We start from the raw sequence: 15,292 nt of genomic DNA, 5'->3' as shown, positions 1-15,292 counted from the left end.
CAGCGCGCGCATCCAGCGCGCGCATCCACCGTGAGCATCCGCCAAGCGCATCGGAGCGAGCAAGCGGAGGGGCCCGGTCCGCGCGGACCGGGCCCTTCACCTGACCGTGGGTCAGACCGCCGCGAAGGCGCTCTCGATGATGTCCAGGCCCTCGACCAGCAGGTGCTCCGGCATCACCAGCGGCGGCAGGAAGCGCAGCACGTTGCCGTAGGTGCCGGCGGTCAGCACGACCAGGCCCTCGGCGTGGCAGGCCTTGGCCACGGCGGCGGTGAACTCCGGGTTCGGGTCCTTGGTGCCCGGCTTGACCAGCTCGACCGCGATCATCGCGCCGCGGCCGCGGACCTCGCCGATCACGTCGAACTTCTCGGCCATCTCGCGCAGACGGCCGAGCATGACCTCGCCGATGTGCCGCGCCTTGCCGTTCAGGTCCTCGGACTTCATGGTCTCGATGGAGCCGAGCGCGGCGGCGCAGGCCACCGGGTTGCCGCCGTAGGTGCCGCCCAGGCCGCCCGCGTGCGCGGCGTCCATGATCTCGGCGCGGCCGGTCACCGCGGCCAGCGGCAGACCGCCGGCGATGCCCTTGGCGGTGGTGATCAGGTCCGGGACGATGCCCTCGTCGTCACAGGCGAACCACTGGCCGGTGCGGCAGAAGCCGGTCTGGATCTCGTCGGCGACGAAGACGATGCCGTTGGCCTTGGCGTACTCGACGATGGCCGGCAGGAAGCCCTTGGCCGGCTCGATGAAGCCGCCCTCGCCCTGGATCGGCTCGATGACGATCGCCGCGACGTTCTCCGCGCCGATCTGCTTGTTGATCAGGTCGATCGCCTGGGCGGCGGCCTCGGGGGCGCAGTTCTCGGCGCCGGTCAGCCAGCGGTAGGGGTAGGCGACCGGGACGCGGTAGACCTCGGGGGCGAACGGGCCGAAGCCCTGCTTGTACGGCATGTTCTTCGCCGTCATGCCCATGGTGAGGTTGGTGCGGCCGTGGTAGCCGTGGTCGAAGACCACGACGGCGGTGCGCTTGGTGTACGCGCGGGCGATCTTGACCGCGTTCTCGACGGCCTCGGCGCCGGAGTTGAACAGCGCGGTGCGCTTCTCGTGGTCGCCCGGGGTCAGCTCGTTGAGCTGCTCGGCCACGGCCACGTAGCCCTCGTACGGGGTCACCATGAAGCAGGTGTGGGTGAACGCCTCCAGCTGCGCGGTGGCCTTGGCGACCACGGCGGCCGCGCTGTTGCCGACGTTGGTCACGGCGATGCCGGAGCCGAAGTCGATCAGCGAGTTGCCGTCCACGTCCTCCAGCACGCCGCCGCCGGCGCGCGAGACGTACACCGGCAGGGTGGTGCCGACGCCGGCCGCAACCGCGCCCAGCTTGCGGGCCTGCAGCTCCTGCGACTTCGGGCCCGGGATCGCGGTGACCAGGCGACGCTCCTGCGGAAGCGGCGTTGCAGTGCTCATCGTGTGTTCTCCATGTCTAGGGGCCCGGAATTACGAGGCGCGGTCCTCGCAGGCTACGGCCGGGTACGGCCGGTGGGCATGCGCCACTCGGTAGCACTCAGCCACCCGAATTGTCCGGGGCGGCCACCCGCCGAGATCAGTTACGGCGAGCCCCCGCTCCACTACATTGGTGCCGACCTTCCAACGGGGGAGCGCGGGCAGAGGGAGCGGGGCCGCCACATGGGACTGGACGGGACCTACGGGCAGCGGGCGGCCGACCAGGCCCAGGCCGTGGTGCCGCCGCAGCGCGGCGTCGCACCGTTCGACCTCGCCGCCTGGGTGAGCGCGCCCAGACCCGAACTCGCCCCGGGCATCTGGCGGCTGAGCCACCGTCAGCGCACCGAGGCCGACCGCGAGGCCGCCGCCGTCCCGGCCGCCCCGCTGCTGTGGCGGGCGGTGCTGAACGCGGTGGTCGCCTGGATCGCCTACCTCTACGGCGTCGAGCTGGTCTTCTGGCTGCTGGACCTGCTCGGCCTGCTGGACGGCCTCGGCCAGGCCACCTCGGTGATCGCCCTGCTGGTGGTCAACGGCCTGGTGCTCGCCGTGGTGATCCGGGTCTTCGGCCGGATGGGCCGCTGGCCCGAGGTCTGGCGCCGCTGGGTCGCCCCGCTGCTGGCCCGCACCGTCACCCAGGAGCAGCCGCCCGAGGACGCCGAGCCCGCCGGCCCGGCCGACCCGTGGGCCGCGCTGCGCCACGGCGGCGGCGCCGACGCGGCCCGGCTGCTGGACGGCCGCCCGGTCGGCGACGTCGACTACGTCCGGATCCAGCGCGGCTGGGAGACCGTCCGGCAGGACCCGGCGCTGCTCTCCGCCTTCACCGACGAGGTCGCGGCCCGCGGCGGCGCCGCCTGCGCGCACCCCTCCGAGGCCCGCGACCTGACCGGCCGCGGCCCCGGCCACGACCTGCTGACCCGTCAGGTCCGGCTCGGCGCCGCCCAGGACGTGGTGAAGAACCCGCAGACCCACCGGGCCACCGGCTTCGCCCTCGACCCCGCCCTGCTCGGCACCTCGCTGCTGGCGGTCGGCCCGGCCGGCACCGGCAAGACCGCCGGGCTGGCCCGTCCGCTGGCCGAGGCGCTCTGCCTCCAGGCGCTGGCCGGCACCGCCTGCGCGGTGGTGCTCGGCGCCGCGGAGGCCGACCTCGGCCCGGACGACTGGTACGACGTGGTGATCGCCCCGGGCGACCCGTCCTCCCCGTACGGGCTCGACCTGTTCGGCGCCGCCGCCGAGGTGGACGAGGCGGCCGCCCGGCTGGCCGACGCGCTGCTGCCGGACGAGCTTTCGCCGCGCGGCGAGTCCGCCCGGGCCGCGCTCCAGCAGACCGTCGGCCCGTTCCACGCCGCGCACGGCCGCTACCCCGGGGTGCGGGAGCTGCGAGCCCTGCTCGGTGGTGAGCCGGAGGCCTGGGCGACGCTCCGTCAGGTCCTCGCGGGCGAAGGCCTGCTGGCCCCGCACGAGGCCGACCTCCAGCACCGGGAGCGCCAGCACGGCCGGGCCGACGACCCCGGCGCGCTGCTCGCCGACCGGCTGGCCCTGCTGGACCGCCCGGCCTTCGCCGGGCACTTCCCGGGCGACGGCCCGGGCCGGCCGGCCTTCGCCATGCGGGCGCTGGACCACCCGCTGCGGGTCCGGGTGAAGCTGCCCGGGCGCAGCCACCCGGAGGCCGCCCGGATGCTGTCGCGGCTGCTCACCGGCCAGTTCGTCCAGGCGGCCTCGGCCCGTACCGAGCGGGCGCTGTTCGCCGGCCTGGTGGTGGACGACGCCTCGGCGGCGGTGGACGCGCACGTGATCCGCGGCCTGCAGGGCATGCGCGGGGCCAATGCGGGCGCGGTGCTGCTGCTGCGCACCCTGGTGGACCTGCCGGAGGCGCTGCGCACCGCGCTGTTCGGCGCGGTCGGCTGCCGGATGGCCTTCCCCGGTATCGCGCCCTGGGACGGCAAGCTGTTCTCCGAGGCCTGGGGCACCCACCTGGTCCGCGAGACCGCCGTCACGCACACCCCCGACACCTCCGGCGGGATGTTCCGCAAGGCCGGCCGGGGCCTGCGCAAGGCGCTGTCGGGCACGGCCGCGCAGACCGAGAGCGTCACCGTGCGGGACGTCGAGCGGCACCGCTGGTCGCCCTCCGACCTGGCGCACGCGCTGCCGAGCGGGCACGCGGTGATCTCGCTGGCCTCGGTGACGGGTGATCAGGTCCCGCCGCTGCTGGTCGACCTGAGGGGCTGAGTACCGCAGCGGCGCCCGGACGGCGGACTACGGTCCGGAGGATTCGGTCCGCCGCGTTGTCCGGAGCGTCCATAATGGGAGGAGAAGCCCTCCTCGCCAGGCCGCAACGGCGCGTCCCCGGCGGCAAACACTCCGAAGGTGCCATGCCCCCCACACTCGCCTCCGTCGTCCGCAACAGCTCGCTCCACCTGACGGTCCTCGCTGGCGCGGACCACCTGGAGCGGCCGGTCCGCTGGGTGCACACCAGCGAGCTGGACGATCCCACGCCCTTCCTGGAGGGCGGGGAGCTGCTGCTCACCACGGGCATCAAGCTGGGCAAGGCGGCCGCCAAGCTCCAGGCGTACGTGCACCGGCTGGCCGACGCGGGCGTGGTCGGGCTCGGCCTGGGCGTCGGGCTCTCGCACACCGAGGTGCCGCAGGCCCTGGTGGACGCCGCCGCCCAGCGCGGCCTGCCGCTGCTGCGGGTGCCGGAGGCCACCCCGTTCATCGCGATCAGCAAGGCCGTCTCGGCCGCGCTCGCTGCCGAGCAGTACGAGGCCGTCACCACCAGCTTCGAGGCCCAGGAGGAGCTGACCAGGGCCGCGCTCGGCAAGGACGGCACCACCGCGGTGGTCCGCCGCCTGGCCGCCCGCCTCGGCGGCTGGGCCGCGCTCTACGACGGCTCCGGCGCGCTCTCCGCCGTCGCCCCCGACTGGGCCGCCCGCCGGGCCGGCCGGCTGGCCGCCGAGGTGGACCGGCTGCGCCGCCGCCCGGCCCCGTCCAGCGCCGCCCTCCAGGGCCGCGCCCCCGGCATCGACACCGCCGACGAGGACTACGTGGTGGTCCAGTCGCTCGGCGCCGACCGCCGCGCCCGCGGCTTCCTCGCGGTCGGCACCGAGGACCGGATCACCCCCACCGAGCGCTACGTGCTGAACGCGGCCGTCGCCCTGCTCACCCTCACCCTGGAGCGCTCCCGCGAGCTGCGGCAGGCCGAGGAGCGGATGGGCGCCGCGCTGCTCGGCATGGTGCTGGCCGGCGAGGCGGCGACGGCCCGTCAGGTCGCGGCCGGGCTGTTCGGCGGTCTGCCCGAGGGCACCGTCCGGGTGCTGGTCGGCGGTCTGGGCCCGAACGGCGACCCGGAGGCGCTGAACGAGCTCGGCGACCGGGCCGAGCAGGCCGGCAGCCGGGTCGGCGAGCGGCTGCTGGTCTCCCGCGAGGAGGGGCCGCACGGCCCCCGCCTCACCGTGCTGGCCCCCGACGGCGGCTCCGCCCACCGGGCCTGCCTGGGCGCGGCCGAGGAGCACGAGGGCGTGGCGCTCGGCGTCTCCGCCCCCTGCACGGTGGAGGAGGCGGGCACCGCCTTCGCCCAGGCCGAGCGGGCCCTCGCGGTCGCGCTGCGCGGCGGGCGCCGCTCGGTGGACCACGAGGAGGTCGGCGCCGGTTCGCTGCTGCCGCTGCTCGGCGAGGAGGCCGTCACCGCCTTCGCCGAGGGACTGCTGCGCCCGCTGCGCGAGCACGACCGCACCGCCCGAGGCGACCTGGTCGCCTCGCTGCGCGCCTGGCTCTCCCGGCACGGCCAGTGGGACGCGGCCGCCGCCGACCTGGGCGTGCACCGGCACACCCTGCGCTACCGGATGAAGCGGGTCGAGGAGCTGCTCGGCCGCTCGCTGGACGACACCGACGTCCGGATGGAGCTCTGGCTGGCGCTGCGCGCGGGCGAGGACTGAGACCGGCCGGTCCCGCGCCGGTCCGCGCCGGGGCCGGACCTGACGGACCGCTACGCCAGTCGGTAGTGCGGGCCGGGGCCACTTCGCCGCCGTGTCCAATCCTGCTCGCCCGGGTGCGCCCCTACCGTGGTTCCGGTAGAGCACCACACGACGACAGAGAGGGCCGGTACGACCGTGACCACCACCCATGAGTTCTGGCTGGCCGGCCGCAAGGCCTCGGGCGACGCCGAGTTCGAGGTCCGCCACTCGTACGACGGCAGCCTGGTCGGCAAGGTCAGCATCCCGACCGACGCCCAGGTCGAGGAGGCGCTGGACGCCGCCGTCGCGGTCGCCCCGGCCCTGGCCGCCACCCCCGCGCACGTGCGGGCCACCGCGCTGGACCACGTCGCCCGCCGGCTGACCGAGCGGACCGAGGAGATCGCCCGCCTGATCACCGCCGAGAACGGCAAGCCGATCAAGTGGGCCCGTGGCGAGGTCGGCCGTGCCGCCTCGGTGTTCCGCTGGGCCGCCGAGGAGGCCCGCCGGACCAACGGCGAGACCATGCGGCTGGACACCGACCCGGGCGGCGTGGGCCGCTTCGCGGTGGTGCGGCGCTTCCCGCGCGGCGTGGTGCTGGGCATCGCCCCGTTCAACTTCCCGCTGAACCTGGTCGCCCACAAGGTCGCCCCGGCGATCGCGGTCGGCGCCCCGATCATCCTCAAGCCGGCCCCGGCCACCCCGCTCTCCGCGCTGGTGCTCGGCGAGATCCTGGCCGAGACCGAGCTGCCGGCCGGCTCCTGGTCGGTGCTGACGGTCGAGAACGAGAAGATGCCGGCCCTGGTCAAGGACGAGCGCCTGCCGGTGATCTCCTTCACCGGTTCGGACAAGGTCGGCTACCAGATCATGGACTCGGTGCCGCGCAAGCACGTCACCCTGGAGCTCGGCGGCAACGCCGCCGCCGTGGTGCTCGCCGACTGGTCCTCCGAGGCCGACCTGGAGTGGGCCGCCACCCGGATCGCGATGTTCTCCAACTACCAGGGCGGCCAGTCCTGCATCTCGGTGCAGCGCGTGATCGCCGACGCCTCGGTCTACGACGCCCTGGTGGAGAAGGTCGTCGCCAAGGTCGGCGCCCAGGTCACCGGTGACCCGTCGGACGACGCGGTGGACGTCGGCCCGCTGGTGGACGAGAAGGCCGCCGAGCGCGTCGAGGCCTGGGTCGAGGACGCCGTCACCAAGGGCGCCAAGCTGCTGGCCGGCGGCACCCGCGAGGGTGCCACCTACGCCCCCACCGTGCTGGCCGAGCTGCCCGGGGACGCGATCCTGGCCAAGGCCGAGGTCTTCGGCCCGGTGCTCTCGCTGCACAAGGTGGAGTCCACCGACGAGGCCTTCGCGCTGGTCAACGACTCGCCGTTCGGTCTCCAGACCGGCGTCTTCACCCGCGACCTGCAGGCCGCCTTCAAGGCCCACCAGGTCCTCCAGGTCGGCGGCGTGATCATCGGTGACGCCCCGTCCTACCGCGCCGACCAGATGCCGTACGGCGGCGTCAAGGACTCCGGCGTCGGCCGCGAGGGCGTCAAGTACGCGATGGGCGACTTCACCTACGAGAAGGTCATGGTCCTCACCGGCCTCGACCTCTGAGTCACCCTCTGATGCCCCGTCACCGACCGCTGGTGACGGGGCATCGGCCTGTCTTGACACCCCCTCCGGGCGGGCGTAGTCCGGAAGGACAGGAAGGGAGGTCGTCATGCTGGGTGACCTCATCGGACAGGAGTCGGGGACGATCACCGTTCGGCGGGTGGTCGGGGGAGAGCACGGGCTGGCCCCGACGGTGGAGACCTCGTTCACGGCGGGCGGCACGCTGCTCGGCGTCGAGGTGCGGGACATGGGGACGTACGAGGGGCGGATGCGCGCCGACGGGACGCTGGAGGGCGAGGGCCACGGCGTGCTGATGGGACCGGGCGGCGCGAACGCCACCTGGCACGGCTGGGGCGTCGGCAGCTTCACCGAGAGCGGCGGCAACAGCTGGCGCGGCGCGCTGATCTACACCAGCGCCTCGCCCGAGTTCGCCGGGCTGCGCGGCAAGGTCGGGGTCTTCGAGTGGGAGGTGGCCGCGGACGGCAAGGCCGAGGGGACGCTCTGGGCCTGGCAGTGAACGCCCCGTCGGACAGGACACAATGGGGCGCATGACTTCGCTCGCCCACCCGCAGCTGCGTTTCTCACCCGTCGTCAGGGACCCGGAGGGTCCCCGGGAGCTGGTGATCCTCGGATCGACCGGCTCGATCGGCACCCAGGCCATCGACGTGGTGCTGCGCAATCCCGGCCGGTTCAAGGTGGTCGCCCTCTCGGCGGCCGGCGGCCGGGTCGCCCTGCTCGCCGAGCAGGCGCTCCGGCTGGGCGTGCACACCGTGGCGGTGGCCGACGAGGCCGCCGTCCCGGCGCTGCGCGAGGCTCTCGCCGCCGGAGCGGCCGGACGTCCGCTGCCCGAGGTGCTGGCGGGCCCCGACGCGGCCACCGAGCTGGCCGCGACGGAGTGCCACTCGGTGCTCAACGGCATCACCGGCTCGATCGGCCTGCGGCCCACCCTGGCAGCCCTGCGGGCCGGCCGGGTGCTGGTGCTGGCCAACAAGGAGTCGCTGATCGTCGGCGGCCCGTTGGTCAAGGCCGTCGCCAAGCCCGGCCAGATCGTGCCGGTGGACTCCGAGCACGCCGCGCTCTTCCAGGCACTGGCCGGCGGCACCCGCTCCGAGGTGCGCCGCCTGGTGGTCACCGCCAGCGGCGGCCCGTTCCGCAACCGCAGCCGGGACGAGCTGGCCGCGGTGACGCCGGATCAGGCGCTGGCCCACCCGACCTGGGCGATGGGCCCGGTGGTCACCATCAACTCCGCCACCCTGGTCAACAAGGGCCTGGAGGTGATCGAGGCGCACCTGCTCTACGACGTCCCGTTCGACCGGATCGACGTGGTGGTGCACCCCCAGTCGGTCGTCCACTCGATGGTCGAGTTCACCGACGGCTCCACCCTGGCCCAGGCCAGCCCGCCGGACATGCGGATGCCCATCGCGCTCGGCCTCGGCTGGCCCGACCGGGTGCCGGACGCCGCCCCCGGCTGCGACTGGACCAAGGCCGCCACCTGGGAGTTCTTCCCGCTCGACACCGAGGCCTTCCCGGCCGTCGACCTGGCCCGCGAGGTGGGTACGCTCGGCGGGACCGCCCCGGCGGTCTTCAACGCCGCCAACGAGGAGTGCGTGGACGCTTTCCTGAACGGGCGGCTGCCTTTCACCGGAATCGTGGACACTGTGGCGAAGGTGGTGTCCGAACACACGGTGGGAACTTCGCTCACGGTGGAGGACGTACTCCACGCGGAGACCTGGGCACGCGCCCGGGCCCGCGAGCTGGCAGCGGGCTAGCGAGCAGAACTGGGGATCGGCATGACGGAGGCTCAGCGGTGACATTGGTGTGGTGGGGTCTGGGCATCCTGCTCTTCTTCGCGGGCCTGCTGTTCTCGATCGCCTGGCACGAGCTGGGCCACCTCTCGACCGCCAAGCTCTTCGGCATCCGGGTGCCGCAGTACATGGTCGGCTTCGGCCGCACCGTCTGGTCCCGGAAGAAGGGCGAGACCGAGTACGGCCTCAAGGCGATCCCGCTCGGCGGGTACATCCGGATGATCGGGATGTTCCCGCCGGGCGAGGACGGCCGGATCACCCAGCGCTCCAGCTCGCCCTGGCGGACCATGATCGAGGACGCCCGGGAGGCCTCCTACGAGGAGATCAAGCCCGGCGACGAGGACCGGATGTTCTACACCCGGAAGCCGTGGAAGCGCGTCATCGTGATGTTCGCCGGCCCGTTCATGAACCTGATCCTGGCGATCGGGCTCTTCCTGACCGTGCTCATGGGCGTCGGCCTGCTGACCGCCGTGCCGACCGTCTCGTACGTCAACGCGTGCGTGGTGAAGGTGGGCGAGTCGACCGACAAGTGCCCCGACGACGCGGCCCCGAGCCCGGCCCGGCAGGCCGGGCTGCGGGAGGGCGACGTCTTCGTCTCCTTCGACGGCGTCCCGGTCACCGACTACAAGCAGCTCCAGGCCGAGATCCGCAAGGCCCCCAAGAAGACCGTGCCGATCGTGGTCGAGCGCGGCGGCGAGCGCGTCACCCTGACCGCGACCCCGGCCGAGAACGTCGTTCAGAAGGTCGACAAGGACGGCTCCCCGGTCAAGGGCGAGACCGTCACGGCCGGCTTCCTCGGCTTCGCCCCGCGCCAGGTCATGCAGCCCCTGACGCTCGGTGAGAGCGCCGACCAGATGGCCACCATGGCCAAGACCGGCGTCTCCTCGCTGATCGCCCTGCCCGGCAAGATCCCGGGCCTGTGGCACGCCATCGTCAGCGACGACCCGCGCCCGGCGGACTCCCCGATGGGCATGGTCGGCGCGGCCCGGATCGGCGGCGAGATGTTCGAGATGGACATCCCGGCCGCGACCAAGGTGACCGGCCTGATCAACCTGCTGGCCGGCATCAACCTCTCGCTCTTCCTCTTCAACATGCTCCCGCTGCTCCCGCTGGACGGCGGCCACATCGCGGGCGCCCTCTGGGAGTCGGTCCGCCGCCGCTGGGCCGCGCTGTTCCGCCGCCCCGACCCGGGCCCCTTCGACGTGGCGAAGCTGATGCCGGCCGCGTACGTGGTGGCCGGTGTGTTCATCTGCTTCACAGCGCTGGTGATGGTGGCCGACCTTGTCAACCCCATCCGCCTGAACTGACCAGGTTCCGTCGGGTACGTGCATGGGCCACCTCGCCCGTGCCGTACCGTTGGACGCCGGGCGCCCCGTGACTTCCGGAGCGCCCGGCCCGGCCGGAGCCGATGGCCGGACCACCACCGCACCCATGGGGAACCTGCGTACATGTCCGCGATCTCGCTCGGAATTCCGTCCCTGCCGCTCAAGCCGCTGGCCACCCGTCGCGTCTCCCGGCAGATCATGGTCGGCAACGTCCCGGTCGGCGGAGACGCCCCGGTCTCGGTCCAGTCGATGACCACCACCGTCACCTCCGACATCAACGCCACGCTGCAGCAGATCGCCCAGCTGACCGCCTCCGGCTGCCAGATCGTGCGGGTGGCCGTGCCCACCCAGGACGACGCCGACGCGCTGGCGGTCATCGCCAAGAAGTCGCAGATCCCGGTGATCGCGGACATCCACTTCCAGCCCAAGTACGTCTTCGCCGCGATCGACGCCGGCTGCGCCGCGGTCCGGGTCAACCCGGGCAACATCAAGCAGTTCGACGACAAGGTCGGCGAGATCGCCAAGGCCGCCAAGGACGCCGGCACGCCGATCCGGATCGGCGTGAACGCCGGCTCGCTCGACAAGCGCCTGCTGGAGAAGTACGGCCGGGCCACCCCCGAGGCGCTGGTGGAGTCCGCGCTCTGGGAGTGCTCGCTGTTCGAGGAGCACGACTTCCGCGACATCAAGATCTCGGTCAAGCACAACGACCCGGTCGTGATGATCAACGCCTACCGCCAGCTGGCCGCCGCCTGCGACTACCCGCTGCACCTCGGCGTCACCGAGGCCGGCCCGGCGTTCCAGGGCACCATCAAGTCGGCGGTCGCCTTCGGCGCCCTGCTGGCCGAGGGCATCGGCGACACCATCCGGGTCTCGCTCTCCGCGCCGCCGGCCGAGGAGATCAAGGTCGGCATCCAGATCCTGGAGTCGCTGAACCTCCGTCAGCGCGGCCTGGAGATCGTCTCCTGCCCGTCCTGCGGCCGCGCCCAGGTCGACGTCTACAAGCTCGCCGAGGAGGTCACCGCCGGCCTGGAGGGCATGGAGGTGCCGCTGCGGGTCGCCGTCATGGGCTGCGTCGTGAACGGCCCGGGCGAGGCCCGCGAGGCCGACCTCGGCGTCGCCTCCGGCAACGGCAAGGGCCAGATCTTCGTCAAGGGCGAGGTCATCAAGACCGTCCCCGAGTCGAAGATCGTCGAGACCCTGATCGAGGAGGCCCTCAAGCTCGCCGAGCAGATGCAGGCCGACGGCGTGGAGTCCGGCGCCCCGGTCGTGACCGCGGCCGAGTAGTGATCCCAGGGAGGTGCGGGCACCTTGCTCGCACCTCCTCTCCGGTGGGGCGGGCGGAGTAGGGTGCGACAAGCGTTCCTAGTGGTGAGGTGCCCGTGCTCGATCGAGGTGTGATGCTCCCCGGCCCGTTCCAGGTGGCCCGGGCCCTGGCGACCACCCGGGTGCTCGACCCCCAGGACCTCGACGAGGCACTGGAGATCCTGCACCGGGACCCGGTCGCCAACGCCTTCGTCGCCACCCGGGTGGAGGCCGTCGGGCTCGACCCGTGGCGGCTCGGCGGCGAGATGTGGGGCTGGTACGACACCGACGGCCGGCTGGAGTCGCTCTGCTACGCCGGGGCCAACCTGGTGCTCGTCAACGCCGGCCCCGAGGCCGTCCGCGCCTTCGCCGAACGCGCCCGCCGCCAGGGCCGCCGCTGCTCCTCCATCGTCGGCCCGGCCGGGCCCACCGCCTCCCTCTGGGCCTGCCTGGAGCGCAGCTGGGGCCCCGCCCGCGAGGTCCGCGCCCACCAGCCGCTGATGGCCACCCAGAGCCCCGCCCCGGCCCCGATCACCCCCGACCCGCTGGTCCGCCGGGTCCGCAGGAACGAGGTCGACGCCCTGATGCCGGCCTGCGTCGCGATGTTCACCGAAGAGGTCGGCATCTCCCCGCTGGCCGGCGACGGCGGCCTCCTCTACCAGGCCAGGGTCGCCGAACTGGTCGGCGGCGGCCGCTCGTTCGCCCGCTTCGCCGAGGACGGCTCGGTCGTCTTCAAGGCCGAGATCGGCGCCGTCACCGCCGGCGCCTGCCAGATCCAGGGCGTCTGGGTCGCCCCCGCCCACCGCGGCCGGGGCCACTCCGTCACCGGCATGGCCGCCGTCCTGGAGACCGCCCTGCGCGAGGTCGCGCCGACCGTCTCGCTCTACGTCAACGACTACAACCTGCGCGCCCGCGCCGCCTACACCCGGGTCGGCTTCCGCGAGGTCGGCGCCTTCATGAGCGTCCTGTTCTGACGCAGGGAGTAACGTCCGGGGCATGGAGCAGCTGACCGAGGTGACGATCGAGGCCGTCGATTTGGCGGAGTGGGCGGCGGAGGCACTGGAGGTGCAGGCGGTCGCCTTCGGGCTGAGTGCCGACGAGGTGGCGGTGCGGCTCCAGATCGTGCGTCGGCACGCGCTGCAGCCCGGGGTGCTGGCCTACGGGGCGTTCAGCGGGCGGCGGTTGGTGGGGTTCGGGTACGGGATGCCGAACCGGCGTGAGCACTGGTGGAGCACGGTGATCGAGCCGCACCTGGAGCGCAACGGACACGGTGACTGGCTGGACGGGACCTTCGCGGTGACCGAACTGCACGTGCTGCCCGGGTTCCAGGGGCAGGGGGTGGGGAGCGGGCTGATCCGGACCCTGACGGAGCGGTCGGGGGCGCGGCGCAGCATCCTGTCGGCGATCGACGCGGAGACACCGGCCCGCCGGCTCTACCGCGCGCTGGGGTACCGGGACCTGGCGCGGATGGTGGTCTTCCCGAACACCGTCCGGCCGTACGCGGTGATGGGGGCTCAACTACCGCTGCTTCAGAGCCAGTCGGCGAACTCCAGGTAGAGCTCGGCGGTGTCGGTGGCGCCCGCCTCCAGGTGGCGCAGGCCGGCCTCGACGGTACGGAAGAGGGTCCAGCCGCGCAGCCGCTCGTGGTCCACCTCGACGGCGTCGGCGAGCTGGTGGAGGCGGCGGCGTACGGCGCCGCGCTGGCCGGGGGAGCCGGCCAGGGTGTCCATCCGGTCCTGGGCCAGCCGGGCCAGGTCCCAGGCGCGTTCGCCGGCCAACGGGCGGGGGGAGACGGCCAGCCAGGGGGAGCGGTCGGCGGCCAGCACCTTGCCGTGGTGGAAGTCGCCGTGCAGCAGGTACGACTCCGGGGCGGAGCTCAGCAGGCCGGTGGCCAGCTCCACCGCCTCGTCGGCCAACGGCCTCGCCTCCGGGGCGAGTTCGCGCCGCCGCCGGAGGCCGTCCGCCAGCTCGGCGACCCGTTCGGCGAGCGGGGCGAAGGCGTGGCCGTCCGGCGGGGCGACCCAGAGCCGCTGCAGCAGGCCGGCCGCCTCCAGCATGGCCTTGGCCTCGGCCAGCGAGCGCAGCGGGATGTCCCCGTGCAGACGCTCCAACAGCATGGCGCCGTCGGCCGGTTCGGCGGCCAGCGCCAGCACGGCGCCGCGTCCGGCCCAGTGCGAGAGGGCGGCGTGCTCCCGCGCGTTCTCGGGGGTGGGCAGGGAGGTCTTCAGGACGGCCGGGGAGCCGTCGTCCCGCCGTACGGTGCAGACCAGGGAGAGCCGGCCGCCGGGCTCCACCACCCGCTCCGGGGTGAGCTCCCAGCGCTCCAGCCCGGCGCGGACCAGCTCGGGCAGGGCGGCCAGCCAGGCCGCACCCTCGGCGCCGTACCGGGACCGGACGGCCTCCGTGAGCCGCGCCGGGACGGTGATCTGCTGCCCTGCTGCTGCCGACATGCTGGCCTCTCGGTTGGCGCCGCCCGGCCGGGCCGGTGCGGCGGTGCGCCCGTTCATTGTCGGCCATGGCGGCGAAACCGCTGGTCAGCGGCCCGGCGTGGCGTACGGACGGTCCGTCAGGACCGGTAGCCGGCCGGGTGGTTGAGGCGGTCTCAGGAGGCCGACGGGGACGGGGACGACGAGGCGCCGACGGCCGGGAGGCCGGGGAAGGCGGTGAGCTCGCCGCCCCAGCGGCGGGCGTTCAGCGCGGCCTCGCGCAGCGCGGTGGCCGCGCTCTGCCGCAGCTCGCCGGTGGCGGCGGCGACCAGGCCCGCGTACACGCCGGTGAGCTGGACCTCGATGTGGGCGGCCAGCTGGCGGGCGGTCTCCGGGCTGTTCACCGGGAAGGGCAGCTGGTACCCGGCCGCGGCGGCGGTCGGGGTGGCCGACCCGGCGGTGAGCCGCCGCTGCCAGGTGTCCCGCTGGGCCTGGTGCGCGGCGAACACGGCGTGCGCCTCGGCCCGCCCCGGCCCCGGGATGCGGGCGCCGACCACGCCGTAGCCGTAGATGGCGGCGTGCTCGGCGGAGAGCGCGCTCTGCAGGGCGGTGGCCGTGGCGGCGGGCAGCGGCACCGGCTTGGCGGATCCGGACGAGGACGAGGGCGACGAGGGCGACGTGGAGGACGGGGACGCGGACGGCACGGCCGTGTCCGGAGCGGAGGCCGAGGCGGACGGAGGGGCCGCCGGGCCCTCACCGGGCACCGCGACCGGCGTCCGGTCGCCCAGCGCGGCCGCGTGCAGCGCCCCCGAGGCGGCGACCGCCGCGAGCAGTTTGGCCAGCTCCGGCGAGGCGCCCGCGAGCTGCGCCAACCGGCCCTGGGCGGTGGTCCGCTCGGTGGCCGCCAGCTGCGCGACGGAGCCCACCGGCGCGTCACCACCGGAAGTGCCGGCGGCCGCGGCGCTCGCGGAGCCGTCGTCGGGCAGCCCGGCCGCCAGGGCGGCCCGGTGCTCGGCCACCTCGGCCCGCAGCGCCTTGACCTGCTCGGCCTGGGCCCCGGCCGTGGCGGCCACCGCGTCGTACCCGGCCAGCAGCCGGTCGGTGTCGGCCACCGCCCTGGCCCGCACCGGCCGGTCGGCGTCCTCCCGCTGCCGCTGCTCGGCCGCCGCCCCGTGCTCCTCGTCGGTACAGCCGCAGACCAGCAGCGAGGCGCCGGTCAGCGCGCCGAGCGCGAGCAGGCTACGCCGGGTGAGGGACGGCATCGGTGGGGCTCCCGGGTGAACTCGTGGGAGGACGTGGGCGGCCCCCCGGTGGCCCGTGCATCATGACAGACGGCCTGCGGCGCCGTTGTGACCTTGCTCGCAGCGCGCCCCGCGCACGGGGCCCGCGCGCCGAGCGGA

Annotated in this window: 12 protein-coding genes; 9 read left to right on the top strand and 3 right to left on the bottom strand. The window is 74.1% G+C overall.

Annotated elements, in window-relative coordinates; genetic code table 11:
- Window positions 1-111 precede the first annotated feature (111 nt).
- Window positions 112-1,452, bottom strand: a complete 1,341-nt coding sequence (gabT, locus tag ACZ6ZR_RS30750) for a 4-aminobutyrate--2-oxoglutarate transaminase (RefSeq protein WP_465647901.1) — start codon at window positions 1,450-1,452, stop codon at window positions 112-114.
- A 219-nt stretch (window positions 1,453-1,671) separates the two neighbouring features.
- On the opposite strand from gabT, the gene ACZ6ZR_RS30745 reads away from it, so the two are divergent.
- The 9 genes from ACZ6ZR_RS30745 to ACZ6ZR_RS30705 all read left to right on the top strand — a co-directional run bounded on the left by ACZ6ZR_RS30745 (window position 1,672) and on the right by ACZ6ZR_RS30705 (window position 13,023).
- On the top strand, window positions 1,672-3,714 hold the full coding sequence (locus ACZ6ZR_RS30745; protein WP_465647899.1) for a type IV secretory system conjugative DNA transfer family protein: 2,043 nt from the start codon (window positions 1,672-1,674) through the stop codon (window positions 3,712-3,714).
- Between the two features lie 143 nt (window positions 3,715-3,857).
- Complete coding sequence (locus ACZ6ZR_RS30740; RefSeq protein ID WP_465647897.1) at window positions 3,858-5,420, top strand: PucR family transcriptional regulator; 1,563 nt, start codon at window positions 3,858-3,860, stop codon at window positions 5,418-5,420.
- A gap of 174 nt (window positions 5,421-5,594) precedes the next feature.
- Window positions 5,595-7,037, top strand: a complete 1,443-nt coding sequence (locus ACZ6ZR_RS30735) for an aldehyde dehydrogenase family protein (protein WP_465647895.1) — start codon at window positions 5,595-5,597, stop codon at window positions 7,035-7,037.
- Between the two features lie 106 nt (window positions 7,038-7,143).
- Complete coding sequence (locus tag ACZ6ZR_RS30730; RefSeq protein WP_465647893.1) at window positions 7,144-7,551, top strand: hypothetical protein; 408 nt, start codon at window positions 7,144-7,146, stop codon at window positions 7,549-7,551.
- Window positions 7,552-7,582: 31 nt separating this feature from the next.
- Window positions 7,583-8,803: a 1-deoxy-D-xylulose-5-phosphate reductoisomerase gene (dxr, locus tag ACZ6ZR_RS30725; protein ID WP_465647891.1), complete on the top strand. Its 1,221-nt coding sequence runs from the start codon at window positions 7,583-7,585 to the stop codon at window positions 8,801-8,803.
- 38 nt (window positions 8,804-8,841) lie between these two features.
- Window positions 8,842-10,146, top strand: a complete 1,305-nt coding sequence (locus ACZ6ZR_RS30720) for a M50 family metallopeptidase (protein ID WP_465647889.1) — start codon at window positions 8,842-8,844, stop codon at window positions 10,144-10,146.
- Between the two features lie 141 nt (window positions 10,147-10,287).
- Entirely contained in the window at window positions 10,288-11,448 is a 1,161-nt protein-coding gene (gene ispG / locus ACZ6ZR_RS30715) for a flavodoxin-dependent (E)-4-hydroxy-3-methylbut-2-enyl-diphosphate synthase (protein ID WP_465647887.1), read from the top strand.
- 113 nt (window positions 11,449-11,561) lie between these two features.
- The gene (locus ACZ6ZR_RS30710) at window positions 11,562-12,440 is read left to right on the top strand and encodes a GNAT family N-acetyltransferase (RefSeq protein WP_465647927.1); all 879 of its coding nucleotides are present in this window, start codon (window positions 11,562-11,564) and stop codon (window positions 12,438-12,440) included.
- 22 nt (window positions 12,441-12,462) lie between these two features.
- Entirely contained in the window at window positions 12,463-13,023 is a 561-nt protein-coding gene (locus ACZ6ZR_RS30705) for a GNAT family N-acetyltransferase (protein ID WP_465647886.1), read from the top strand.
- Here ACZ6ZR_RS30705 and ACZ6ZR_RS30700 read toward each other — a convergent pair.
- Together ACZ6ZR_RS30700 and ACZ6ZR_RS30695 are read right to left on the bottom strand one after the other, a co-directional pair.
- Window positions 12,996-13,916, bottom strand: a complete 921-nt coding sequence (locus tag ACZ6ZR_RS30700; protein WP_465647884.1) for an aminoglycoside phosphotransferase family protein — start codon at window positions 13,914-13,916, stop codon at window positions 12,996-12,998. The two genes, ACZ6ZR_RS30705 and ACZ6ZR_RS30700, sit on opposite strands and share 28 nt — an antisense overlap.
- A gap of 152 nt (window positions 13,917-14,068) precedes the next feature.
- Window positions 14,069-15,154: a ferritin-like domain-containing protein gene (locus ACZ6ZR_RS30695; protein WP_465647882.1), complete on the bottom strand. Its 1,086-nt coding sequence runs from the start codon at window positions 15,152-15,154 to the stop codon at window positions 14,069-14,071.
- Between the last annotated feature and the right edge of the window lie 138 nt (window positions 15,155-15,292).

The sequence above is a fragment of the Kitasatospora sp. NPDC088742 genome (assembly GCF_055584905.1).
This window is presented reverse-complemented; position numbering and strand designations above follow the sequence as displayed.